The 24512-nt window shown below is 62.4% G+C and carries 24 protein-coding genes; 9 read left to right on the top strand and 15 right to left on the bottom strand.

Going from position 1 to position 24512, the window contains the following annotated elements:
• Positions 1-204 precede the first annotated feature (204 nt).
• The 6 genes from EGJ86_RS05485 to EGJ86_RS05460 all read left to right on the top strand — a co-directional run bounded on the left by EGJ86_RS05485 (position 205) and on the right by EGJ86_RS05460 (position 6820).
• Positions 205-999 carry a gamma-carboxygeranoyl-CoA hydratase gene (locus EGJ86_RS05485; protein WP_099524477.1) on the top strand — a complete coding sequence of 265 codons (795 nt, stop codon included), beginning with the start codon at positions 205-207 and terminating at the stop codon, positions 997-999.
• 2 nt (positions 1000-1001) lie between these two features.
• Positions 1002-2930, top strand: a complete 1929-nt coding sequence (locus EGJ86_RS05480) for an acetyl/propionyl/methylcrotonyl-CoA carboxylase subunit alpha (protein ID WP_125834337.1) — start codon at positions 1002-1004, stop codon at positions 2928-2930.
• 98 nt (positions 2931-3028) lie between these two features.
• Positions 3029-3928: a hydroxymethylglutaryl-CoA lyase gene (locus EGJ86_RS05475; RefSeq protein WP_125834336.1), complete on the top strand. Its 900-nt coding sequence runs from the start codon at positions 3029-3031 to the stop codon at positions 3926-3928.
• Between the two features lie 304 nt (positions 3929-4232).
• Complete coding sequence (locus tag EGJ86_RS05470) at positions 4233-5060, top strand: alpha/beta fold hydrolase (RefSeq protein WP_125834335.1); 828 nt, start codon at positions 4233-4235, stop codon at positions 5058-5060.
• On the top strand, positions 5047-6000 hold the full coding sequence (locus tag EGJ86_RS05465) for a GGDEF domain-containing protein (RefSeq protein ID WP_099524484.1): 954 nt from the start codon (positions 5047-5049) through the stop codon (positions 5998-6000). The genes EGJ86_RS05470 and EGJ86_RS05465 overlap by 14 nt, the downstream gene beginning before the upstream one ends.
• Before the next feature lie 70 nt (positions 6001-6070).
• Positions 6071-6820 (top strand): ABC transporter substrate-binding protein, encoded by a 750-nt coding sequence (locus EGJ86_RS05460; protein ID WP_125834334.1) that lies wholly within the window; start codon positions 6071-6073, stop codon positions 6818-6820.
• Positions 6821-6823: 3 nt separating this feature from the next.
• On the opposite strand, the gene EGJ86_RS05455 is transcribed toward EGJ86_RS05460, so the two are convergent.
• A complete protein-coding gene (locus EGJ86_RS05455) occupies positions 6824-8044 on the bottom strand; it encodes a PilT/PilU family type 4a pilus ATPase (RefSeq protein ID WP_177432777.1) in 1221 nt (406 codons plus the stop codon).
• A 149-nt stretch (positions 8045-8193) separates the two neighbouring features.
• On the opposite strand from EGJ86_RS05455, the gene EGJ86_RS05450 reads away from it, so the two are divergent.
• The gene (locus tag EGJ86_RS05450; protein ID WP_013715799.1) at positions 8194-8472 is read left to right on the top strand and encodes a peptidylprolyl isomerase; all 279 of its coding nucleotides are present in this window, start codon (positions 8194-8196) and stop codon (positions 8470-8472) included.
• A 7-nt stretch (positions 8473-8479) separates the two neighbouring features.
• Here the strand turns inward: EGJ86_RS05450 and EGJ86_RS05445 are convergent, their stop codons facing one another.
• The 4 genes from EGJ86_RS05445 to EGJ86_RS05430 form a co-directional block, all read right to left on the bottom strand.
• On the bottom strand, positions 8480-9391 hold the full coding sequence (locus tag EGJ86_RS05445; protein WP_125834333.1) for a LysR family transcriptional regulator: 912 nt from the start codon (positions 9389-9391) through the stop codon (positions 8480-8482).
• 68 nt (positions 9392-9459) lie between these two features.
• Positions 9460-9939: a nuclear transport factor 2 family protein gene (locus EGJ86_RS05440; protein ID WP_125834332.1), complete on the bottom strand. Its 480-nt coding sequence runs from the start codon at positions 9937-9939 to the stop codon at positions 9460-9462.
• A 9-nt stretch (positions 9940-9948) separates the two neighbouring features.
• Entirely contained in the window at positions 9949-10539 is a 591-nt protein-coding gene (locus EGJ86_RS05435; protein WP_125834331.1) for a TetR/AcrR family transcriptional regulator, read from the bottom strand.
• Between the two features lie 82 nt (positions 10540-10621).
• Positions 10622-11542 carry a LysR family transcriptional regulator gene (locus EGJ86_RS05430; protein ID WP_125834330.1) on the bottom strand — a complete coding sequence of 307 codons (921 nt, stop codon included), beginning with the start codon at positions 11540-11542 and terminating at the stop codon, positions 10622-10624.
• Between the two features lie 139 nt (positions 11543-11681).
• Between EGJ86_RS05430 and EGJ86_RS05425 the strand changes: the two genes are divergently transcribed.
• Entirely contained in the window at positions 11682-12077 is a 396-nt protein-coding gene (locus tag EGJ86_RS05425; protein ID WP_125834329.1) for a RidA family protein, read from the top strand.
• Positions 12078-12119: 42 nt separating this feature from the next.
• Here the strand turns inward: EGJ86_RS05425 and nfsB are convergent, their stop codons facing one another.
• Both nfsB and pdxY read right to left on the bottom strand, forming a co-directional pair.
• A complete protein-coding gene (gene nfsB, locus EGJ86_RS05420) occupies positions 12120-12770 on the bottom strand; it encodes an oxygen-insensitive NAD(P)H nitroreductase (protein ID WP_125834328.1) in 651 nt (216 codons plus the stop codon).
• A gap of 404 nt (positions 12771-13174) precedes the next feature.
• Positions 13175-14053: a pyridoxal kinase PdxY gene (gene pdxY, locus EGJ86_RS05415; protein WP_125834327.1), complete on the bottom strand. Its 879-nt coding sequence runs from the start codon at positions 14051-14053 to the stop codon at positions 13175-13177.
• Between the two features lie 182 nt (positions 14054-14235).
• Between pdxY and EGJ86_RS05410 the strand changes: the two genes are divergently transcribed.
• Entirely contained in the window at positions 14236-16140 is a 1905-nt protein-coding gene (locus EGJ86_RS05410; RefSeq protein WP_125834326.1) for a patatin-like phospholipase family protein, read from the top strand.
• 59 nt (positions 16141-16199) lie between these two features.
• Here the strand turns inward: EGJ86_RS05410 and EGJ86_RS05405 are convergent, their stop codons facing one another.
• The 8 genes from EGJ86_RS05405 to EGJ86_RS05370 form a co-directional block, all read right to left on the bottom strand.
• Complete coding sequence (locus EGJ86_RS05405) at positions 16200-17216, bottom strand: ABC transporter substrate-binding protein (protein ID WP_125834325.1); 1017 nt, start codon at positions 17214-17216, stop codon at positions 16200-16202.
• 97 nt (positions 17217-17313) lie between these two features.
• Positions 17314-18180, bottom strand: a complete 867-nt coding sequence (locus EGJ86_RS05400; RefSeq protein WP_074941051.1) for an ABC transporter permease — start codon at positions 18178-18180, stop codon at positions 17314-17316.
• A 12-nt stretch (positions 18181-18192) separates the two neighbouring features.
• Positions 18193-19068, bottom strand: a complete 876-nt coding sequence (locus tag EGJ86_RS05395; protein ID WP_125834324.1) for an ABC transporter ATP-binding protein — start codon at positions 19066-19068, stop codon at positions 18193-18195.
• A gap of 5 nt (positions 19069-19073) precedes the next feature.
• Positions 19074-20117, bottom strand: coding sequence for an ABC transporter substrate-binding protein (locus EGJ86_RS05390; RefSeq protein WP_125834323.1), 1044 nt, complete (start codon positions 20115-20117; stop codon positions 19074-19076).
• A gap of 52 nt (positions 20118-20169) precedes the next feature.
• Positions 20170-21060, bottom strand: coding sequence for a TauD/TfdA family dioxygenase (locus tag EGJ86_RS05385; protein WP_125834322.1), 891 nt, complete (start codon positions 21058-21060; stop codon positions 20170-20172).
• A gap of 391 nt (positions 21061-21451) precedes the next feature.
• Positions 21452-21934 carry a phosphatidylglycerophosphatase A gene (locus EGJ86_RS05380; RefSeq protein WP_125834321.1) on the bottom strand — a complete coding sequence of 161 codons (483 nt, stop codon included), beginning with the start codon at positions 21932-21934 and terminating at the stop codon, positions 21452-21454.
• A gap of 128 nt (positions 21935-22062) precedes the next feature.
• Positions 22063-23079, bottom strand: a complete 1017-nt coding sequence (locus EGJ86_RS05375) for a CNNM domain-containing protein (RefSeq protein WP_092375849.1) — start codon at positions 23077-23079, stop codon at positions 22063-22065.
• The gene (locus EGJ86_RS05370) at positions 23076-24449 is read right to left on the bottom strand and encodes a hemolysin family protein (RefSeq protein WP_125834320.1); all 1374 of its coding nucleotides are present in this window, start codon (positions 24447-24449) and stop codon (positions 23076-23078) included. The genes EGJ86_RS05375 and EGJ86_RS05370 overlap by 4 nt, the downstream gene beginning before the upstream one ends.
• Positions 24450-24512: the final 63 nt, after the last annotated feature.

Below are 24512 nucleotides of genomic sequence, written 5' to 3'. Positions count from 1 at the left end.
CGACCCCGCCCGCCGCGCGTGCCGCGGCGCCCCCCCCCCGCGCGCGGCCCCCCCCCCCCCCCCCCCCCCCCCCCCTCGGGGGGGGGGGCGCCCCCCCCCCCCCCCCGCGCCGCCCCCCCCCCCCCCCCCCCCCCCCCCCACACCCCCCCCCCCCCCCCCCCCCCCCCCCCCACCAGAGCCAGCGCATATTTCGAGCCTGACACCATGACCGACTTCACCACCGTACAGCTTGAGAAAGATCCACGCGGCTTCGCCACCTTGTGGCTGAACCGCGCGGAGAAGAACAACGCCTTCAACGCCGAGATGATCCGCGAGCTGATCCTCGCCCTCGACGCTGTCGGTGAAGACAAGAGCCTGCGTTTCCTCCTGCTACGTGGCCGTGGCAAGCACTTCTCCGCCGGCGCCGACCTGGCCTGGATGCAGCACGCCGCCACTCTGGATTACAACGCCAACCTGAACGACGCCCGCGAACTGGCCGAGCTGATGTACAACCTGCACGGCCTGAAGATCCCAACCCTGGCCGTTATCCAGGGCGCGGCCTTCGGCGGTGCGGTGGGCCTGGCCAGTTGCTGCGACATGGCCATCGGCGCCGAGGACGCGCTGTTCTCGCTGTCCGAGGTGCGCATCGGTCTGGCGCCAGCAGTGATCAGCCCCTTTGTCGTGCAGGCCATTGGCGAACGCGCGGCCAAGCGCTACGCACTCACCGCCGAACGCTTCGACGGCAAACGTGCCCGCGAACTGGGCCTGCTTGCCGAGTGCTTCCCGGTCGCTGAGCTGGATGCTCAGGTCGAGGCCTGGGTGGCCAATCTGCTGCACAACAGCCCGCAAGCCATGCGCGCCAGCAAGGATCTGCTGCGCGAAGTCGGCAGCGGCGAGCTGACCCCCGCCCTGCGCCGCTACACCGAGAACGCCATCGCCCGCCTGCGCGTCAGCGCCGAGGGTCAGGAAGGCCTGCGCGCATTCTTGGAAAAACGCCAACCGTCCTGGCAGGAGCAATGACCATGATCGACACCCTGCTGGTCGCCAACCGTGGCGAGATCGCCTGCCGCGTGATGCGCACGGCCAAGGCCATGGGCATTCGTACCGTGGCCGTGCACAGCGCCATCGATGCCAATGCACGGCATGTGCGTGAAGCCGACATCGCTGTGAACCTCGGCGGCGCCAAGCCTGGCGAAAGCTACCTGCTGATCGACAAGATCATAGCCGCCGCCAAGGCCAGCGGCGCGCAGGCCATCCATCCCGGCTACGGTTTTCTCTCGGAAAACGCCGGTTTCGCCCGCGCCATCGAGCAGGCCGGATTGATCTTCCTCGGTCCGCCCGCCTCGGCCATCGACGCCATGGGCAGCAAGTCGGCTGCCAAGTCGCTGATGGAAGCTGCTGGCGTGCCGCTGGTGCCCGGTTACCACGGCGAAGCGCAGGATCTCGACACCTTCCGCGAGGCCGCCGCGCGCATCGGCTACCCGGTGCTGCTCAAGGCTGCCGCTGGCGGCGGTGGCAAGGGCATGAAGGTCGCCGAATCGGAGGCGCAGCTCGCGGAAACGCTGGAATCGGCGCAGCGCGAAGCGCAATCCGCCTTCGGCGACTCGCGCATGCTGGTGGAAAAATATGTACTCAAGCCGCGTCACGTGGAGATCCAGGTATTCGCCGACCAGCACGGCAACTGCCTGTACCTCAACGAACGCGATTGCTCGATCCAGCGTCGCCATCAGAAGGTGGTCGAAGAAGCACCGGCACCGGGCCTGAGCCCCGAGCTGCGCCGCGCCATGGGCGAAGCGGCTGTCAAGGCGGCGCAGGCCATCGGCTATGTCGGTGCCGGCACCGTGGAATTTCTGCTGGATGAGCGCGGCGACTTCTTCTTCATGGAGATGAACACCCGCCTGCAGGTCGAGCACCCGGTCACCGAAGCCATCACCGGGCTCGATCTGGTCGCCTGGCAGATTCGCGTCGCCCGTGGCGAGCCGCTGCCGATCAGCCAGCAGCAAGTACCGCTGAACGGCCATGCCATCGAAGTGCGGCTGTACGCCGAAGACCCGGATCACGATTTTCTCCCGGCCACCGGCACTCTGGCGCTTTACCGCGAGGCCGCCAATAGCGACGGCCGGCGTATCGACAGTGGCGTGGCCGAGGGCGACAGCGTTTCGCCCTTCTACGACCCGATGCTGGGCAAGCTGATCGCCTGGGGCGAGAACCGCGAACAGGCGCGCCTGCGCCTGCTCGCCATGCTCGACGACACTCTGGTCGGCGGCGTGAAGACCAACCTGGCGTTTCTGCGCCGTATCCTCGCCCACCCGGCGTTCGCTGCCGCTGAACTGGACACCGGTTTTATCCCGCGCCATCAGCAATTGTTGCTACCGACACCCGCTGAATTGCCGGAGATCTTCTGGCAACTGGCGGCCGACGCCTGGGTACAGAGCGAAAGCCCTGTACAGCGAGCGGACGACAGCCATTCACCCTGGGCCGCCCGCAGTGGTTGGCGTGCCGGCGGTGCAGCGGAAATCGAATTACACCTGAGTTGCCAGGGCGAGAGCCGCAAGGTGCGCGCAAGCAACCGGGCGTGCTTGCAAGGCGAAGAGCTGCTGGCCGACATCGACGGCACGCGCCAGCGTCTGCGCGCCATTCGTAAAGGCGAAACCCTCTACCTGCAATGGCAAGGCGAGCTGCACGCGATCACCCGCTTCGACCCAATTGCCGCTGCCGACGCCAGCCATGCCCAGCAAGGCGGCCTCAGTGCACCGATGAACGGTAGCATTGTCCGCGTACTGGTCGAGCCCGGCCAGGCGGTCGAGGCCGGCACTGCACTGGTGGTGCTGGAAGCGATGAAAATGGAGCACAGCATCCGCGCGCCAGAAGCCGGCACGGTCAAGGCGTTGTATTGCCGCGAAGGAGAAATGGTCAGCGAAGGTGCGGTGCTGGTGGAGCTGGAGCCGTAGGGGCGATCCACTTCAGCCCATAGTTTTAGCTCAGTCCTGCCGCAAGCGGTGCGCACAGCGCACCCTACGGCCAATCGCGACAAACATGAGGAAACCCGATGAACCTGCCCAAATCTGTACGCCTGGTGGAAGTCGGCCCGCGCGACGGCCTGCAGAACGAGAAGCAACCGATCAGCGTCGCCGACAAGGTACGTCTGGTCGACGACCTCACCGCCGCCGGCCTGAGCTATGTGGAAGTGGGCAGCTTCGTCTCGCCCAAATGGGTTCCGCAAATGGCTGGCTCCGCCGAAGTGTTCGCCGGCATCCAGCGTAAACCGGGCGTTACCTACGCCGCCCTGACGCCCAATCTGAAAGGCTTCGAGGCTGCACTGGAAGCCAAGGTCGAGGAAGTGGCCGTGTTCGCCGCCGCCAGCGAGGCCTTCTCGCAGAAGAACATCAACTGCTCCATCGCCGAAAGCCTGCAGCGCTTCGTACCGCTGATGGAGGCGGCCAAGGCCGCGAACGTGCGTGTACGCGGCTACGTTTCCTGCGTACTGGGCTGCCCCTACGATGGCGATATCGCGCCGGAACAGGTCGCCCGCGTCGCCAGCGAACTGTACGCAATGGGCTGCTATGAAGTGTCGCTGGGCGACACCATCGGCACCGGCACCGCCGGCAAGACGCGTTCGATGCTTGAGGTGGTCGGTCGCGACATCCCGCGCGACAAGCTCGCCGGGCATTTCCACGACACCTATGGCCAGGCCCTGCCCAACATCTACGCCAGCCTGCTCGAAGGCATCAGCGTGTTCGACAGCTCGGTCGCAGGTTTAGGCGGCTGCCCCTATGCCAAGGGCGCCACCGGCAACGTCGCCAGCGAAGACGTGCTCTACCTGCTGCAGGGCCTGGGCATCGAAACCGGCGTGGATATGAACAAGCTGATCGCTGCCGGCCAGCGCATCTGCGAGGTGCTGGGCAAGGCCAACGGCTCGCGGGTAGCGCGGGCACGCCTGAGCCGATAAGCGCCGTAAAGTGGATGATGCTTTTTTCGTCCACCGTTGCGAGGAGATTGGCCGGGTGACATGCGCCAACACCACGCGGCCAAACAGGCCGGCGAAGATCGCCCTCGGCCAACCGGTGAAGAACACCGATATCCTTGAAAATCCAAACAAACGCTAGAGATGTATCGCAGCCTGGCAGAGCTGCGAAACGAGCTGTAGCGATAAGCCACCAGTCAGAAAAAATCACTATACTGGCGCCATTTTTTCGTCTTCACAGCAGCTGAGTCGTGGCCAAGGCCGCCTCGGCAAATGGCAAGGTGGCGGCATGAACATCATCCAGCGCAACAACGTTCAACGCTTGAAAACGGAAACAGCCGATGCCCCGACGCTCATCTACGGCCACGGCTTCGGTTGCAATCAGGAGATGTGGAGCAAGGTCACGCCAGCCTTCCGCCAGCACTGGCACCAGGTACTGTTTGACTATGTCGGCAGCGGCCGCTCCGATGCCAACGCCTTCCACCCTGCCCGCTATGCCCAGCTTGAGGGTTACGTGGACGACCTTCTGGAAGTTTGCGACGCGCTGGAACTCTCGGGCGATCTGACCTTCGTTGGCCACTCGATCAGTTGCAGCGTCGGCATTCTTGCTGCCATCAGGCGCCCCACGCTGTTCTCCCGGCTGATTCTTCTCGGCCCTTCTCCCTGTTTTCTCAACGATCCGCCCGATTATCGGGGCGGGTTCGAACGCAGTGACCTGGAGGGGCTGCTGGATCTGATGGCTCATAACTATCTGGGCTGGGCCCAGCAATTCGCACCACTGGTATCAGCCGACGAGACTCCCGCAGTCACCCGGCAGCTCTCCGACAGCTTCTGCTCGACCGACCCAGTAATGGCCCATGCTTTCGCTCACGCCACCTTCTTCTCAGATATTCGTCCGGCGCTACAGTCGTGCCCGTCGCCCTGCCTGATCCTGCATCACCAGCATGACGCACTGGTTCCCACATCAGTGGCCGACTATCTGCAAAACGCACTTGCAGACAGCACCCTGGAAACGCTGGACATCAGTGGCCATTGCGCGCACATGAGCCATCCAGAGCTGGTGAGCGCCGCCATGCATCGCTACCTGCAGGGAGCACGCACACGTGTTCTATCTTGACCGCCTACCCGGCCCGGTACTGGTCACTGACTGCAACGGCCGAGTCAAGCACTCCAATTGCGATTTCAAGCGCCTGGCAGGTGCGGGCGCGGCCGAAGGCATGGACCAGTTCTTTCCGCCGCCCAGTCGCATCTTCCTGCAAACCCACGCCTGGCCCCTGCTGCTGCGCAACGGCGAGTTCAGTGAGCTTTACCTGCAACTGCGATCAGAAAACGGCCAGTCGATACCCGTCATGACCAACGCGCGCATCAGCGAAGTCGATGGCGCGCCGGAGGTCATCTGGCTGTTCTTCGTAGCCAAGGATCGCCAACGTTTCGAAGCAGAGCTGCTCAAGGCTCGTGAACAGGCGCAGGAAAGCGCGGCACAATTGGCCAGGGCCAACCTGGCGCTGCAGAGCGCCTATGCCCAGTTGGCCAACTACGCGGTTGAAATTCAGAGCGAAGCCGAGCAGCTTGCACAACTGAGTCATACCGACCCACTCACCGCGCTGAGCAATCGCAGAGCACTGTCTGTGCACGTCGAGCAGTGGATCGGCAGCGTCAGCGAGCTTACCTGGGGCAGCCTCCTGTTGATCGATATCGACCACTTCAAACAGATCAACGATCGCTTCGGCCACGCCGAGGGAGATCGAGTCCTGGTGGACATGGCGCAACATCTTCTGGTCAGCGTGCGCAGTGGCGACAGCGTGGTGCGCTACGGCGGCGAAGAGTTCGCAATATGGCTGCCCAACGCCGATCTCGATGAAGCCAGCGACATCGCCGGGCGCGTGCATGATCAGATCAAGGCGGTTGAGGTTGCCAACGAGTCGGTCACGGTAAGCATCGGCATCGCCAGCCTCAAACCATGTGAACATTATCTTGAGAACCTGCTGGCGGCAGCCGACAAAGCTCTCTACACCGCGAAAGCACAGGGAAGAAATCGCAGTATTCGGCATGAGTAACTGAGACACAGGGCGGGCCGGAATGCCCAGTCAGAAATGCCCTCTATACTTCTGCCACAGTGACAACAGGATGTTCGTCGTGCCCAAACCCTTGCGCCTGCTCGCGGCCTTGCTGATCGTCGGAACAACATCAGCCAACGAGCCTATCAAGCTGTACATGCCGGACGCGCCGCCGCTAACCCTGCATCACTACGTGGGTGGCCATGGCATGGTGGGAGATGTGGTGCTGACTGCACTGGCCAGAATCGGCAAGCTCACCCATATCGTCGCCGAGCCCTGGCCACGCGCTCAAATACGGGTCGCCAAGGGCAAGGACATGTTGATCATCCCGCTGTCGCGCACACCCGAACGCCAGAGTATCTATACCTGGATTGCCCCGATCATGGAGTTGGAGCGCGCCTTCTTCAGCCTCGATGAGCCCGTCACCAGCTTCGCTCAGGCGCGTCAGCGCTACCGCCGCATCGGTGTTGGAATGGGAACGGCGCAGGTGGGCATCCTGCAACGCGAGGGCTTCAGCAACGAGCAAATCGTGCAACTAAAGCTGGGTGAAAACCCGGCCCATCTGCTCAGCCTTGGACGTATCGACGCCTGGTTCACCGGGATACCGGAGGCGCTGTATATCTGGGAAGCCTCGGCTTATCGCGAGCAGAATCTGCGCCAAAGCCCAAGCCTGGCCAGCACCGGTCTGTATCTGGCCTGCTCGAGGGACTGCGATGCGCAACTGGTCGAGCAGTTGCGCATCGCCATCAACCAACTGGAGCATGAAGGCGTCAGCATTCTCTTGCGCCAGGCCTATCTCCCTCTGCAGCCCGACCCATAGTGCCTAGATCCCCTGCCGCCCCGGGTCCTCTGGCGGCTGCTCCTCTTCGATATCCTCGAGCGTCAATTCCAACCCCCAATCGCCTGGTGGGGTGACTTTGGCTGGCGCAACGGGCGCCGCCACCGACGCAGCGGCAGCAGGCGCAGGCCTGGCATTGGCAGGGTTGTCTCGATGCAGTTTGAGCTTCAAACGAACGTTGTTCGCCGAGTCGGCATTCTTCACCGCCTCCTCCTCATCGATTGCGCCTTCGTGCACCAGGTCGATCAGCGCCTGATCGAAGGTCTGCATGCCGAGGTTCTTGGATTTCTCCATGATTTCCTTGAGCTCGGAGAATTCGTTGCGCTTGATCAGGTCGCGCACCGTCGGCGTGCCCAGCATCACCTCCACCGCTGCGCGGCGCTTGCCATCGACGGTCTTGACCAGGCGCTGGGAAACGAATGCCTTGAGGTTGTTACCCAGGTCGTTGAGCAGCTGCGGGCGGCGGTCTTCCGGGAAGAAGTTGATAATGCGGTCCAGCGCCTGGTTGGCGTTGTTGGCGTGCAACGTGGAGATCGCCAGGTGCCCGGTGTCGGCAAAGGCCAGGGCATGCTCCATGGTTTCGCGGTCGCGGATCTCACCGATCAGAATCACGTCCGGTGCCTGACGCAGGGTGTTCTTCAATGCCGCATGGAAGCTGCGGGTGTCCACACCCACCTCACGCTGATTGATGATCGACTTCTTGTGCCTGTGCACGTACTCCACCGGGTCTTCGATGGTGATGATGTGGCCGCCGCTGTTGCGGTTGCGGTAGTCGATCAACGCCGCCAGGGAGGTCGACTTGCCTGAGCCGGTACCGCCAACGAACAGCACCAGGCCGCGCTTTTCCATTACGGTACTGAGCAGCACTTCGGGCAGTTTCAGGTCTTCGAAGCGAGGAATATCCAGCTTGATGTTGCGCGCGACGATGGACACCTCGTTGCGTTGCTTGAAGATGTTGATGCGAAATCGCCCGACGCCTGCCAGGGAAATCGCCAGGTTCATCTCCAGTTCTCGCTCGAACTCCTCGCGCTGCGCGCTATCCATGATCGAATCGGCAATGGCCGCCACATCGCCCGCCTTCATTGGCTCCTGGCTCAGCGCCTTGAGCACGCCGTTGAACTTGGCGCAAGGCGGCGCACCGGTGGACAGATACAGATCGGAGCCATCCTGACTGGACAGGATTTTCAGCATTGCGTGGAGATCCATGGCGGCGTTTTCCGTGGGCACGATTGAAATACCATAGGCCATGATTCGCCCGCATTGCGGATGAGGCATAGCCCACAAAATTGACGCCATTCTGCTGGCGCAATGAATGCTGGCACAATAGCGCCCTGACAGATTTGAGGAACCCATCAATGGCAAAGGCAATGGCCCGCCACATCCTGGTCAAGACCGAAGCGGAAGCCGCCGCGCTGAAAAAGCGCATCGCTGCCGGCGAGGCCTTCGATGTGCTGGCGCGCAAGCATTCAACCTGCCCCTCCGGCAAGAAAGGCGGCGATCTTGGTGAAGTGCGTCCCGGGCAGATGGTGCGGGCGGTCGATCAGGTGATCTTCAAGAAGCCGCTGCGTGAAGTGCACGGCCCGGTGAAGACCCAGTTCGGCTATCACCTGATCCAGGTGTTCTACCGCGACTGAGTCGTGCTCAGGCGCCTGGCTCGCCCATGAATTCGACGATCTTGCTCCTGAGCCAGCGCTCGGCCGGGTCGTTGTCGGTCACCCCGCTCCAGACCATGGACAGATCCGAGTTGACCAGTTCGAAGGGCGGGTCATCAGCGCGCAGACTGGTCCCGTCGATCAGCGCCGCAGCAGCGAAATCAGGTACGGTCGCGAGCATTTCCGTACCCGCGATGATCGAGCGCAAGCCACTGAACTGCGGCACAGCCAGTACTACGCGGCGTGAGCGATCCAGGCGCGCCAGGTCGTTGTCGATGTTGCCGCACAGATCGCCCGAGAACGACACCAGCGCATGCGGCCGCGAGCAGTACTCATCCAGCGTCAGTGAGCCCGGGCGGTCATCGCCACGCAGCACCTTGACCTTCATTTCGCGCAACTTGCGCCGCTTGGCGTTGGCCGGCAGTTCGGTGGTGTAGCTGACGCCAACGGAGATTTCCCCCGAGGCCAGCATCGACGACATCAGCAGGAAGTTGACCCTCCGCACCACGATCACCACCTCCGGTGCCTCTTCACGGATCTGGTTGAGCAAAGCCGGGAACAGGCCGAACTCGGCGTCATCGGACAGGCCGATGCGGAAGGTGTCGCGGTTGGTCGCCGGGTTGAACTCACGGGCACGGCTGACCGCGCCCGAGATGGTGTCCATCGCCGGCTGCAACTCCTTGAGAATCGCCAGTGCCCGCGCCGTTGGCTCGAAGCCACGACCATTGCGTACTAGCAACGGGTCGTCGAACAGGTCACGCAAACGGGCCAGCGCCGCACTGACTGCCGGCTGGCCGAGAAACAGCTTCTCGGCCGCCCGGGTCAGGTTCTTTTCGAACATCAGGGTTTCGAAGATCACCAGCAGATTCAGGTCGACGCGGCGCAGGTCGTTGCGATTCATCCAGAGGGCCTCGGGGCACAGGTTTATTGGCGCATTAAAGCAGCAACTCCCGTGCCCACATAGCCCGATCAGAGCCCCAGTTCGGAGAGGCCTGGATGATCGTCAGGGCGACGTCCCTGAGGCCAGCGGAACTTGCGCTCGGACGCCAGGATCGGCAAGTCGTTGATGCAGGCATAGCGGTTGATCATCAGCCCGTCGGCACCGAACTCCCAGTTCTCGTTGCCGTAGGAGCGAAACCAGTTGCCCGAGTCATCGCGCCATTCGTAGGCATAGCGCACGGCGATGCGATTGTCGGTGAATGCCCAGAGCTCCTTGATCAGACGGTACTCCAGTTCCTTGGCCCACTTACGCTCGAGGAACGCCCGCGCCTGATCGCGGCTATTGGCGAACTCGGCGCGGTTGCGCCAGCGCGTATCGAGGCTGTAGGCCAGCGCGACCTTGGCCGCATCACGGCTGTTCCAGCCGTCCTCGGCCAGGCGGACCTTCTCGATGGCGCTCTCGCGAGTGAACGGCGGTAACGGCGGACGAACTTCAGTATTTGACGACATGACGGCACCTCAGGCTTGCGGGGGGTTGGGCCCATCGCTGGGCGACAGGGATTGCAGAAGCAATTGCGCAGTACGGCCGGCGCTGTCGGCAGCATCCGCCTGGCCGGTAACCATGGCGACGGCGGTAGCGCCATCGATCAGCAGAAGAAACTGCCAGGCCATTTCCTCGGCTTCGGCAAAGCCGCAGGCCGCGGTCAGCTCGTTCAGATAGGCCAGCAGACGTTGTTTATGCAGCAGCGCCACGGCGCGGATCTCGCTGTCGGGATCACCGACCTCCCCTGCCGCATTGATAAAGGCGCAGCCATGGAAATCCGCTGCCGAAAACCAGCTGCGCAGCAGCGGAAACACAGCCAACAAGCGCTCGCTTGGCGAGCCAGCGGAAGTACCCGCGATGAACCACTGCATCCAGCGCTCATCACGCGCACGCAGCGCAGCGGCAACCAGCGTTTCCTTGTTCGGATAGAGGCTATAGATGCTTTTACGCGCCACCCCGGATGCCTTGACGATGGCGTCCATCCCGGTGGCGTTGATACCGCCGGCATAGACCAGGCTTTCGGTGGCTTGCAGCAAGCGTTGCTGGATTGAGGCGTCTTCGAGCATGGTTCAAACCAAAGAGAATGATCGTTCTCAATAAAGTAGAACGATCATTCTCGGCAGTCAACTCAATTCTCGAAACACTGGATCAAAGGTGCATCAACACCGGTGTATGCTCAGCCATCAACTCCACCACCCAATCGATGAACACTCGCAGCTTGGCGCTGACGTGGCGGTTCGGCGGGAAGGCCAGGGACATCGGCATCGGTTTCATCTGCCAGTCCTCGAACAGGCGCACCAGCTCGCCGCTGGCCAGGTGTGGTTTGGCCATGTAGTGCGGTAACCAGATCATCCCCAAACCTGCCAACCCTGCGGCCAGGTAGGCATTACCATCGTCTACGATCAACAGCGGGCGGCCCTGCGCTTCGATTCGCTCCTCGCCGCGCCACATGGCATAGGGCAAGGCCTTGCCAGTGCGCGACCAGAGAAACCCCACCGTATGATGACCAGCCGCCTCCAGCTCACGCGGATGTGTCGGCGTGCCGGCGCGTTGCAGGTAGCCCGGCGTGGCGTAGATACCGAGCTGCAGATCGCCGACATGCCGCGCGATCAGCGACTGATCGGTGATCTCGCCGCCGCGCACCACGCAGTCGACGTTCTCGCCGATGATGTCGATGATTCGGTCGCTCACGCCCAGAGTCAGCTGGATTTCCGGATAACGCGCATAGAACCCCGGCAAGGCCGGGATCAGTAGCATGCGCGCGAAGGGGCTGGACACATCCACTCGCAAACGACCCCGTGGCGCCAGCGCCGCACTGGACAAACTGGTCTCGGCGTCGTCGACATCAGCCAGCAGACGCACCACACGCTCGTAGTAAGCAGCCCCGTCAGCGGTGACGTTGACCTTGCGCGTGGTGCGGTTGAGCAGGCGCACGCGCAGCCGCGCCTCCAGTTGCTGCACGAGCTGGGTCACGCTGGTCTTGCTCATGTGCAGGGTGGCAGCCGCCTTGGTGAAACTGCCGGTTTCCACCACCCGGGCGAAGGCCTGCATCGCATCGAAACGATCCATCTCACGTCTCTCTCAGCCATTGATTGTTTGGATTCTACAAACAGTCATGACCAGAGTTGCTCGTTTATCCAGCCCGGTGGAGTTTTTAAAGTGGCTTCATCGTTCACAACGGGCCGCAGTGGCCCCAATGGAGTCAACCATGAGTAACAAACGTGATGTGGTTTTCCCGGCCGACCGCCATGACCTGTACGAACTTCATCGCTACTCGCCAGCGATTCGTTCCAACGGTTTTCTGTTCGTATCCGGCCAGGTCGGCAGCCGCAAGGACGGCTCGCCAGAGCCTGATCTGAAGGAACAGGTGCGCCTGGCCTTCGCCAACCTCAATGCGATCCTCGCGGAGGCTGGCAGCAGCTTCGAAGACGTGGTCGACACCACCATTTTCATGGTCAACCCGCACGCCGAATTCGAAACCATCTGGGAAGTGGCTGCCGATTATTGGGGCGAAGCACCCTACCCGACGGTGACCGCTATCGGTGTCACCTGGCTGTCCGGCTTCGACTTCGAGATCAAGGTGATCGCCAAGCTGCCGGAATGAGCAGAGGTTGCTCCCCTGCAGACGAGGGGCGCGGCATGAGGTTCAGAGGTGAGTAAAGACGCGCTCGGCTGGCAGACGCGACTTCGGCAGTGCGGCATTGAAATCGCTGTCGCTGTGATATCCCAGCGCCACTGCGACCATACTGCTCAGCCCCTGAGCGGCCAGCCCCAGTTCCTCATCCAGCGCCTCGCGGTCGATGCCCTCCATCGGCGTGGCATCCACACCTTTGGCAGCAGCGCCCAGGAGCAAGGTGCCGAGCGCCAGATAAGCCTGTTTCTCCGCCCAGTGCGGGATATCGCCCAGGCCGCGGTGCAGTTCGACGTAGCTGCTGCGGGTGTTGTGCTGAGTGGTGCGTGCCGCGTCATCGCGGAAGCGGCCATCGTCAGCTTCCTGCTGCAGCACATCAGCCAGATAGGCATCGTCGAGGTCGCGGCGGGCGCAGATCAGGATCACATGCGAGGCATTGAGGATCTTAGGCTGGTTGTAGGCGAAGCCGCCCTGAGCGCCCTTGGCCAGGCGTGCCTTGCCCTCGGCTGTACTCGCCACGACGAAGTGCCAGGGCTGCGAATTGACCGAAGACGGCGACAGACGCAACAACTCCAGCAGCTCATCGATGATCGCCTGATCCACCTGGCGGCTCGCATCATAAGCCTTGGTGGTGTAACGCTGACGCGCGAAAGAAACGGGGCTCATGAACACACTCCTGATCGATGGATGACGCAAAATGGACACCAGTCTGCAGCATGCCTGTGCATGAAAAAAGCAGGCAATGCCGCTAGGAGTTTCAAATAAAAAATGAAAATACTGGCAGGTGCCGGCGTTCGACCTGCCGGAAGGCAGCTCCCTGCTGACTTCGCCCTCGCTTTGCTACCGGCAGGCCTTCCGTGCTGGGCCAAGCCAACGAACTAGCCACCCCAAGCATCGCCCTAGCCCCCCAACGTCACGACATCGAGCGTTACGCAAAGGCGCTTGAGCAAGCGGGCTCCTTACTGTCCGGTAACTGGCTGGCCGGGGCCGGGCTTAAGCGTTGAAGCTAATAGCTCCAACCATACTTCAATCGTTTGCAGGCTGCCTGCCTCGCCTATATTTGAGGACTGTTAGCCCATGAAAAGCTGGCTGGCTCCAAAGCGCTTACCCGGCGCCACGATCTGCTCCTGCGCCGCCACCAACGGCAGGTCACGCGCGCCCTCGGCAGTCTGCTCGACCAGCGCATAGAGCGTCGCGGTAGCCAGCTCCAGTGCCTGCGGCAGCGCCTGTCCGGCCAACAGCCGGCCCAGCAGCGTGGCCGAGAACACATCACCCATGCCATTGGGCAATGGGTGCAGCGCCAGGCGTGGGGTGGTCACCAGCCAGGCACCCTCTCCGTTCACCGCCAGCGTACCCAGCTCGCTGTCAGGAATATCCGGCGTGGCCAGGCTAGTGACGATCACCACATCCGGGCCACGACCACGCAACTGCCGGGCGACCTTCACCGCCTCCTTTAGATTGGCCGGTTTCGAGCCGGTGAGCAGCTCGAACTCGAACTGGTTGGGCGTGATGATATTGGCGAAGGGAATCGCCTGGTCACGCAGGAAATCGGGAATCGCCGGATTGACGAACACGCCGCGCCCGACGTCGCCCATCACCGGGTCGCACAGGTAGCGAACCGCCGAGTTGTGTTGGCGAATCTCCCCTACTGCCTCGAGAATCACCCGCCCGGTATCAGCATCGCCCAGATAACCGGAAAGCACCGCCGACAGCCGCGGCAGCACACCGCGTTCACGCAGCCCGAGCAGTACCTCGCGCACATGCTCGGCGCCGAACACCTGGCCGCGAAACTGGCCATAGCCGGTGTGATTGGAGAACTGCACGGTGTGGATCGGCAGCACCTCGAAGCCCAGCCGCTGCAAGGGGAAAACCGCAGCAGCATTGCCGACATGGCCCCAGGCCACGTGCGACTGAATGGACAGAACGAGGGACGGTAGCTTAGCGCTCATGAAGGTCTCGGGTGGTTGGGTACAGCGAAACGGAGATTATTCGTCAAGCCACGCGGCCCTGTCACGCCTGGGCCGCCACGACACACCCCGCTACCGTACTTGCTCGCAATACTGGCATATAGCCGCACGAGCCGCGTTATCATGCCCGCGCCAGCGTTCGGCATGAGCACAAGGAGCAGCAGATGAGCGATTCGCGCCAGGCGGCGTTTGCCCGGGAATGCGACCTGATCATGAAAGGCGGCATCACCAGTGGCATCGTCTACCCGCTGGCCATCACCGAGATCGCCAAGGCGTTTCGTCTGCGCAGCATCGGCGGCACTAGTGCCGGCGCCATCGCTGCAGCGGCAGCAGCTGCGGCCGAGCTGGGCCGCCAACGCTATCAGCAGGGTGAGTTGAGAGACGACCCGGCCGGCTTCGCGACAATCGAACGACTGCCCCAACACCTCTGCGTGCCCGCCGCCAATGGCCATGGCACCAAGCTGCTGGCGCTGTTCAAGCCGGCCTCGGCAGTACGCCCCCTGTTCGATACCTTCATCGCCATTCTCGAAGCCAAGGGAAAAAGCCCCTGGGCGCGGTTGTTCGCGCCATTGAAAGTCATGCTCCTGCGCCACAAGCTCGCCGCCCTGGTCGGCGCGATGCTGGCAGGCGGGCCGCTGTGGTGGAGCGCCATCAATAGCGCCAGCGCCCTGGTCTGGCTCTGGGTGCTGCTGTTCGCCGCACTGGGTGGCGTCGCGGCCGTGCTCGGACGCATGGCCATGGTGGCATTGCGCGAATTGCCGGCGAGCGGTTTCGGCCTGTGCAGCGGCATGCCAACGGCCGATGACGACGCCCCGGATGAAGCCCTGACCACCTGGCTGGCCCAGTACTTCGACCATCTCAGCGGCCAACACCACTACTGCGCCGGCCAGGCCGACGCTATCGAATGCGAACGCCCCCTGACCTTCGGCGATCTGCGCCGCCATGGCATCGACCTGCAGGTGATGACCACCTGCCTGAGCATGGCGCGACCGTTCCGCCTGCCCTTTCGTGACGATGACAAGGTGCGCGAGAACAACCAGTTTCACTTCCGCCAGGAGGAATTCTCACGGCTATTCCCTCAGCGCGTGGTGGCCTGGATGCGCGCTCACCAGCGCCCCGGCACTGACCGTGACGACGGCTACCTGCGCCTGCCGCTGCCTGACGACCTGCCGGTGATCGTCGCCGTGCGCATGAGCCTGAGTTTTCCCCTGCTGCTCAGCGCCGTGCCGCTGCATGCCGTGGACTATCGCAAGAGCGCGAAGAAGCTGGAGCGCTGCTGGTTCACCGATGGCGGCATCAGCTCCAACTTTCCTATCCACTTCTTCGATGCCGCGCTGCCCAGGCGCCCCACCTTCGGCCTCGACCTGGGCCCAACCGATGGCGCCGACGAACAACGCGTGCGCTTCCCGCGCAACAATGGCGATGCGCGGCTGGCCTACTGGCGCCGCTTCCCGCAGAAGGGCCTACCAGCCCTGCGCGGCTTCCTCGCCCTGCTCAGCAACGTTGCCAAGGACTGGAACCACGAAACCCTATCGCTGATGCCCGGCTTTCGCGACCGTATCGGCCTGATCCAGCTGACCCGCGAAGAAGGCGGCCTCAACCTGACCATGCCCACCGAGCGCATCGAACGGCTGACCCGTTACGGACGTGAAGCCGGCCAGCAGTTCGTCCTGCGCTTCGGCGACCCGCAGCACTGGCAGCCCGGCGCCCAGGCATCGCCGATGAACTGGGAGCACCACCAGATCATCCGCCTGCGCCTGCAACTGGCCAGCGTCGCCGAACAACTACAGAGCCTGGAAAGAGCCTGCCGCGAACTGCACGGCACCGAGCAGGACTACCAGCGCTTCTTCAGCGCCGATGCCAGGCGCTACAGCTACCCCTTCAAAGGCCTGCATGACCTGGAGCAGGACCCGGACACCGGCCTGTATCGCACCCAGGCCGGCCTGGCGCAGGCCATGTTGGGCAAGCTGCGGGAGATCGCCCAGATGATCGAACAGCACCCGGACAGTCACCCGGCGATCGACGCCCCCAAACCCACGCCTGAACTCAAGCTGCGGCCGCGTCTGTAGGGCGCCAGCAAACGACAAGGCTCCCAAATGGGAGCCTTGTTTGCACACGACTGGGGTGATCAGCTACCCGGATGGGCATAGGCCTCTTCGAAGAAATAATCCTTCCAGGACGCCGCCTTGTTCTTCAGCACACCCAGCTCATGCAGCTTCTCGGCATAGATGAAAGTGCGCTGCGGCGAGATGGTGAAGTCGTTTTCCGGGTCCTCGATGATCTTCTTCACGAAGTCCAGCGGCAGCTTGGAGTTCTCCACGCGAATGTACGTCTCGGCGGCTGCGGCCTTGTCTGCCTTGATGATCTGCTCGGCTTCCACCAGCGCGTCATAGAAGGCCTTGTAGGTCTTGGGGTTCTCGTCGTGGAATTTCTCGGTGGCGTAGAGCACGTTGAACGTGGCCTGGCCGCCGAGGATGTCGTAGCTGCTGATCAGCTTGTGCACCTTGGGGTTCTCCAGCGCCTGGTACTGGAACGGCGGGCTGGAGAAATGCGCGGTGATTTCCGAACCGCCCTTGATCAGCGCCGCAGTGGCGTCCGGATGCGGCAGACTGACGGAAATATTGTCGAAGCGCTGGAAGTCATCCTTGCCATAGCGCTTGGCGGCCTCGAGCTGCAGGGTGCGCGATTGGAAGCCAACACCGGCTGCCGGCACGGCAAGACGATCCTTCTCGGACAGATCGTCCAGCGACTTGACGTCTTCACGGTTGCTCAACACATAGCCCGGCAATGAGCCCAGCGCCGCCACCGCTTTTACGTTCTGCCGCCCGTGGGTGCGATCCCACACGGTAAGCATCGGCGGCACACCCGCCGAGACCACGTCGATGGCACCGGCCAGCAGCGCCTCGTTCATCGCGGCGGCACCGGAAATGGTGCGCCATTCGACTTCGATCTTGTCCAGGCCCTGGGCCTTGGCGTGCTTCTCGATCAGTTGCTGGTCCTTGACCACGTGCAGCACCAAGTAACCGATGCCGAACTGCTGAGCGATGCTGATCGTGCCTTCGGCCTGCGCAGCCAGCGGAGTTGCCAATGCGCCGAGCAGGCCCAAGGCGGCGGCCAGACGGCCGAATTTGAAGGTGTTGGTCATGGTGTAGTTCTCGTTATGTGATCAGTGAGTTGGTCTTGTAGGGTGGGCCGGGCGGCGATCCGCTTCAGCCCACCAATTGGGTACGCCGCTGGTGGGCTCAACGCTGCATCCCCCAGCGCTTGACCGTTACCCGCTCGACCGTGGCGAACACCAGGTTCTCCACCAGCAGGCCGATCAGAATCACCGCCGCCAGGCCGGCGAAGACCTTGTCGGTGTACAGCTCGTTGCGGTTCTGGAAGATGTACCAACCCAGACCGCCCTTGCCGCTGGAGGCGCCGAACACCAGCTCGGCGGCGATCAAGGTGCGCCAGGCGAAGGCCCAGCCGATCTTCAGACCCGAGAGGATCGACGGCAGCGCCGCCGGAATCAGGATGAACAGCACGAAACGCAGCCCTCTGAGGCCATAGTTGCGCCCGGCCATGCGCTGGGTCTCGGAGACGCCGAGAAAACCGGCGTAGGTATTCAGCGCCAGCGCCCAGAGCACCGAATGCACCAGCACGAAGATCAGGCTGTTCTCGCCCAAGCCGAACCACAGCAGCGACAGCGGCAGCAGCGCGATGGCCGGCAGCGGGTTGAACATCGAGGTCAGCGTCGACAGCAGGTCGCGGCCCAGTTGGGTCGACACCGCCAAGGTGGTGAGCAGGAAGGCCAGGCCGATGCCGAGCAGATAGCCCTTGATCAGCACCGATAGCGAGATCGCCACCTTCTCCAGCAGCTCGCCACTGCCGATGCCCTCGACGAAGGCCTTGGCCGTCTGCACGAAGCTGGGCAACAGCAGGTCATTACCCTGATAACGTGCTGCCAGCTCCCAGATCAGCGCCAACACCAGCAGGATCAGCGTCTTGCGCAGCCAGCCCTGTTGCCACAGACGCTGCAGCAACGGCAGCTCACGTTCCAGCTTGAGATCCGGCAGAGGCTGCAGAGCAATTTCGTAATCTTCTCGGCGTGCGGGGGAAAGACTCATGGTGCACGCTCCTCAGTAGGCAATGCGGATGTCATGGAAGCCCAGCTCGGCAGCGGCGCGTGCGCCCTCTTCGCTGTCTTCCTCGAACAACAGGTGATGGATGCGTTGCGCGGTCTGCTGGAACGCTGTACCACCCAGGCTGTGCAGGTCGAACTGATGGCTGCCCACCTCCGCTCGCACCCGCCCCGGATGTGGCGACAGCAGCAGAATGCGGTTGCCGACTATCAGCGCCTCCTCGATAGAGTGAGTGACGAACAACAAGGTGAAGCGCACCTCTTCCCACAGTTGCAGCAACTCCTCCTGCATCTTGCGGCGGGTCAGGGCGTCGAGCGCGGCGAACGGCTCGTCCATCAGCAGGATCTTCGGCTGCATGGCCAGCGCACGGGCAATCGCCACGCGCGCCTTCATGCCGCCGGACAGGGTGTGCGGGTAGGCATCGGCGAAGGCAGCCAGGCCGACCTTCTCCAGATAGTGCAGCGCCCGTTCTTCGGCCTCGCGACGGCCCAGGGTGCGCGACGCCAACAGCGGGAACATGACGTTCTGCTTTACCGTCTTCCACGCTGGCAACTGGTCGAACTCCTGAAACACCACGATGCGGTCAGGGCCAGGCTCGCGCACCTCGGCGCCATCGAGGCGGATGCTGCCGCCAATCGGCTCGATGAAACCGGCGACGGCCTTGAGCAGCGTGGACTTACCGCAGCCCGAAGGGCCAAGCAGCACGAAACGATCGGAGCGATCCACCTCGAAGCTGACTTCGTGGGTGGCGCGCACCACGCGTTGTGGGGTGCGGTATTCGAGGCTGACCTTGTCCACCTGCAGAACGGTGTCGAAAGTCGCGGCGGTTGACTGTGGGTTGCTGGCCGTGTGGCCTTGCAAAGGGGCATTCATGGGGTTCAGCTTCCTTGGCCGATGGCGGCGTCTTCGAAGAAGTAGTCCTGCCAGGAGGTGGGCTTGTTCTTGATCGCGCCGACGCGCTGAAGGAATTCGGCCAACGGGTAGGTGTTGGTCGGCGTCACGCTGAACTGGAATTGCTCGTTATCGATGATCTTCAATAGATCCTCACGGCTGATCTTGGCGCCGGTCACGCGGATGTAGGTGTCGGCGGCCGCGCCCTTGTCGTTCTGGGCGAAGTCGGCAGCCTCGGCCAGTGCAGCGACGAAGGCCTTGTAGGTCTTGGGGTTGTCGTTGCGGAATTTCTCGGTGGCATAGAGCACGGTCGGCGAGTTCGGGCCGAGCAGCTCGTAGGTGTCGAGCACCACATGCACGTTGGGGTTCTCCAGCGCCTGGTTCTGGAACGGCGGGTTGGAGAAATGCCCGGTCAGCTCGGTGCCGCCGGATAGCAGCGAGGCAGTGGCATCCGGGTGCGGCAGCGCCACGGTGTACTTGTCGAGGCGGTCGAACGCCTTGTGGCCCCACTGCTTGGCGGCGGCGTACTGGAGGAAACGCGACTGCACCGACACGCCCACCGCCGGCACGGCGATGCGATCCTTCTCGGTGAAATCGGCGATGGTCTTGACCTTCGGATTGTTGCTCAGCAGGTAGTACGGGAAGTTGCCCAGCGAGGCCACGCCCTTGACGTTCTGCTTGCCGTGGGTTCGATCCCAGACGGTGAGCAACGGGCCAATGCCGGCACCGGCGATATCGATGGCGCCGAACAACAGCGCATCGTTGATCGCCGCGCCGCCAGAGAGCTGCTGCCAGTCGACCTTGATATCCAGGCCATCGGCCTTGCCGTGCTTCTCGATCAACTGCTGGTCACGCACCACATTGAGCAACAGGTAAACGATGCCGAACTGCTCGGCGATGCGAATCTGCCCCTCGGCCTGCGCCGCCTGAGGCGCCGCCAACGAGCCTGCCAGCAGACTCAGGGAAAGAACGATACCGCTGGCCAGCCGGCCAAAACGCGGAATGAAGGGAAAGCGTTTGCCTAGAGACATGGTGTGACTCCATTCGGATACAAGCGAAAAGGGAATTAGGGGGTGCGGTCAATCAGAACGGCACGTCGCCCTGGATGGTCGTGCGGTGCATGCGCCGGCGCAGGTGGCTCGGACAACCGGTGGCCAGGTGAATCAGCGCGCGGTTGTCCCAGAACACCATGTCGTGTGGCTGCCACTGGTGGCGGTAGATGAACTCGGGTTTGGCGCCGTGCGCGTAGAGCTCAGCGAGGATCTGCCGGCTCTCGTCCTCGGAAACGTCGAGAATATGGGTGGTGAAGTTCTCGTTGACGAACAGGCCCTTGCGCCCGGTTTCCGGGTGGGTGCGCACCACCGGATGCACCACCGACTTGACCTCGGCCAGTTGCGCCTCGGTCAGGGTCGGACGGCGGATGCCGGCGAATACTTCATCGGCATAACGGGCCGTATAGGAATGCGCAGCGCGCTTGCCTTCGATGGCCTGGCGCAATTCGGCTGGCAGGGTTTCATAAGCCAGTTGCTGGCTGGCGAACAGCGTATCGCCACCCTCCTCCGGCAGCTCCTGAGCCAACAGCATGGAGCCCAGGCTGGGGAATTCCTTGTAGGACAGATCCGAATGCCAGAACTTGCCGGCATCGCCCAGACCGATCGGCTGACCGTTCTCGATGATGTTGGAGATGATGAAAATCTCCGGGTGATCGGCCAGCAGAAACTGCTTGAGCACGTGGATCTGCAGCGGGCCGAAACGGCGGCTGAAGGCGATCTGCTGCTCGGGCGTGATGCGCTGGTCACGGAACACCAGCAAGGTGTGATCGAGGTGAGCGCGATGGACACGAGCGAAGTCTTCATCGCTGAGCGGCCGGGTCAGATCCAGACCGATGATCTCGGCGCCAACGGGCGCATCGAAGGGGCGAACCTCGAATGACTGTGCCGACGCCGCGGTGGTGGTGTGGGCTACTGCCGACATAGATAACTCCATGCATAGGCGCCAATCGGCGCGTCACTTTGACCGGCCGAGGGTTCGGCCATGTGTTCAGTGCGGCGCGCCGATTGGTCGGCAGGTACGCATGGGATGTGACTTTATAGGTATAAGAAAATTACTTTAAATACCGAATAAGAATATTCATATGACCTGTCAGCGAGTCGCGCCATCAGGTGTCACGCTCGCCGCCACTATCGGGCGCTTCGTCAGCCAGACAGTCACTTGCTTTAGGCAAACAGGACCGGCCTAGACCGATGAATCAATCGCAAATAGCCGGCCTCGACTAGCAGATAGTTGTCGTTAAGAGGGTCGGCTATCGGCGAGAAGAGGTCATGGTGTTAACGATATGGGCGGATTCGATAGGCTCTCTTTGAGCTCATATGGCCTGTTTTTTACAGAACCAACGCCATAAACGAATAGCAACCGCGATCACAATCCAGCTGTAAACGGCCGCCATAAGGTCGTCCAGGACGATACCCAGCCCACCACCGACTGCCTCGAGAAAATTCAGCGGCGGCAGCTTGAGGGCATCGAACAAGCGAAATAGCACGAACGCTGTCAGGAGCACCCAGGGACGGCGCATTGAAGCGAGCCCGATCACCGAGACCGGAAACACCAGGTACTCGTCTGCAACGATCTGTGGAATATCCCCGCCCCCCAGCCACAGCGAAGCCCAGTGGCAGAGCGGTACAGCTACAACCAGCAGGATCACCGCGATGAGAGCCTGCCGCCTCGGTGGATGACCCAGCAGCCACCAGACCAGAGGCAAACCAAGCAACGAGCCGAAGGTTCCGGGCATGAACGGCAACTGGCCGAGACCGAAGCCCGTTGCTGCCTGCACGACCAGGGTTTCTATCATCAGAATCGCAGATCCATCTCACGCATCTGGAACAGGCTACAGGTCGGTTAGCCACGGGCAGCCTGTCAACGCGAGCCCAATCCCGTCAGCCCCGGAGTAACTTGGTCCGGGGCTGACGGGAGAGTCGGCTAGGAAGCGGTCGCCAGAGGCAGTATGCGCGCCAGTATGTCGGCGAGCGTTACCACCCCTTTCAACTGCCCGTCTTGCATGACCACCGCAAGCTGAACGCTCGACTTACGCATGAGCGCCAGGGATTCGTAGACCGGCGTTTTCGCGTCCAGAACGAAAACCTGGCGGGCGATTTCCCGCGCCGGTCGCGTATTCGGTTCAAGCAGAGTGTCACGCAGGTGAACGACCAAAGGCAGCTTGTCGCTGGCGCCGAGTATCAGGATCCGCAGATGGCCTGACTGAGCAGCGATGGCACGTACATCCTCTACGGACGCATCAAACGTGACATGCACAGGGACAGCGTTACTCGTTACCAGCTCCTCGATCGGCAAGGTGCCAAGATCAATAAGACTGGAGATCTGCTGCTGAAGAGCAGGCTGGAGCGTTCCAACCTCAGCAGAGTGCTCGACGAGCTTGCGAATGGTGGCGATGTCCTGCCCACCCACCGCAGCGCTTTCGACAGGCTCGACACCGGACGCCTTGACCAGGCGGTTCGCAATCCGATTGACCCACCTCATCAGTGGTCGCAATGGCCAGATGTACGCGCGCGATATCAGCCCCACGGCAAGTGCCGAACGTTCCGGGTGCGCAATCGCCCAGGATTTCGGTGCCATCTCGCCAACGACCAGGTGCAGGAAGGTCACCACGAAGAGCGCGAGCGCGAAGGACGCACCACCCGCCGCCCACTCGGGCACACCCCAGGCGATCAGCAGCGGGCCCAGCCAGGTGTCGACAGCAGGCTTGGTCACGGCGCCCAGTGCGAAGGTACAGAACGTGATGCCCAGCTGAGCACCAGCCAGCATCAGGGTCAGGTCGTTCATGCCGCGCAACGCGGCGCGTGCAGAGCTGCTGGTCGGAGCCAGTTCCTCGAGGCGGTGACGACGGGCACCGAGCAGTGCGAACTCGATGATGACGAAGACTGCACTGAGCACGATGAGGACAATGGTCACCAATGTGATGATCAGGGGATCATTCATTGCGCTTCCTCCTGTTGCAACGTCTCGACGAGCGTGACACGCACCTGCGTCGGCACGTACCGCTCAACCCGCAGTACCTCGATCACTAGCTGACGCGCCACGGGCAGATCGGAAACCAGCTCTGAAGGATCCTCAGGCAAGGTTATCGTCACGATGTCGCCTTCGGCGGGCAAAGCACCCAGCTCCGCGATCAACAGGCCCGCGATGGTTTCGACGTCCTCGCAAGGCAGGTCATAGCCGAGCGCACGCTCGACCTCGTCCAGGTGCACGTCGCCATCCATGATCCAGATGCCGTCACCGCCAGGCATGAGCGGATCGGCGCTCTCTTCGTCATGCTCATCGGTAATTTCGCCGACGATTTCTTCAGCGAGGTCCTCAAGGGTCAGCACACCTACGAAGCTGCCGTATTCATCGATGACGCAGGCCAGCTGGTTGTTGGTCTGAATCAGCTCGGCAAGGGCATCCGGTAGCGCCATGAGGGTAGGCATAACCGTGGCCGGTCTCATCACCGACTCAACAGTGTCTTCAGTATCCCCTGCTAATAGTCGCAACAGAACATCCGTGAGGTGAACGACGCCGACAGGGGTGTCCTCGTGGATGACGGGGTAACGGGTATGACCACTGGCCATGAGTTCGCGCAGTTTGACCAACGTCGTCTCAGGGGGCAGCCAGTCGACCTGTGAGCGGGGAATCATGGCGTGCTCAACGTCTTGCTGAGGGAAGTCGAGAATACGATCCAGCATCAGCGAGAGCTCTACGGGAAGATCTCCACTGTCACGCGAGTCAGAGATGATGTGCGGTAGATCGTCGGCCGAGACACTTACGTCCAGATCGTGGACGGGTTCGATGCGCAGCATGCGCAGGAAAATGTTGGCCGACTTGTCGAAGAAGCCGATCAACCAACCGAATACCGTCAGGTAAATCAGGGTCGAGCGGGCAAGACCTCTGGCCAGAGGATCGGCATTGGCGATTGCCAGGTTCTTCGGATAGAGCTCGCCAAAAATCATCTGGATAATCGTGGCAACCACCAAGGCAAGCAGCGTACCGACGGTTACGCCGACCTCGGACGGAATGCCGACCCCGCCCAGCAATACACCGAGCGACTGTCCAACCAACGGCTCTGCCACGACACCGACCAGCAGACCTGTCACAGTGATGCCCAGCTGGGCACCCGACAGCATAAAGCTGGTCCGCTTCGTCACTTCAAGCGCGCGCTTGGCGGAGGCATCACCGTCGGCAGCCAGTACGGCAAGCCGCGTACGGTCGACGGCCATGTAGGCGAATTCCTGGGCGACGAAATAGCCGTTTGCCGCAATGATCGCCAGGATAACGAGGGTACCGAACAGGAGAGTGAGGGTCGGCTCGATCACCGCATCACCTCATCATTTTTCGTTTCAGAAGAGCGTCTACAACCGCTGGGGCTTGATGTGTCC

Origin of the sequence: Pseudomonas sp. o96-267 (assembly GCF_003935465.1) — a bacterium.
GTDB lineage: Bacteria > Pseudomonadota > Gammaproteobacteria > Pseudomonadales > Pseudomonadaceae > Aquipseudomonas > Aquipseudomonas sediminis.
The sequence above is the reverse complement of the archived record's forward strand: the minus strand, read 5'-3'. Positions and strand labels throughout refer to the sequence as shown.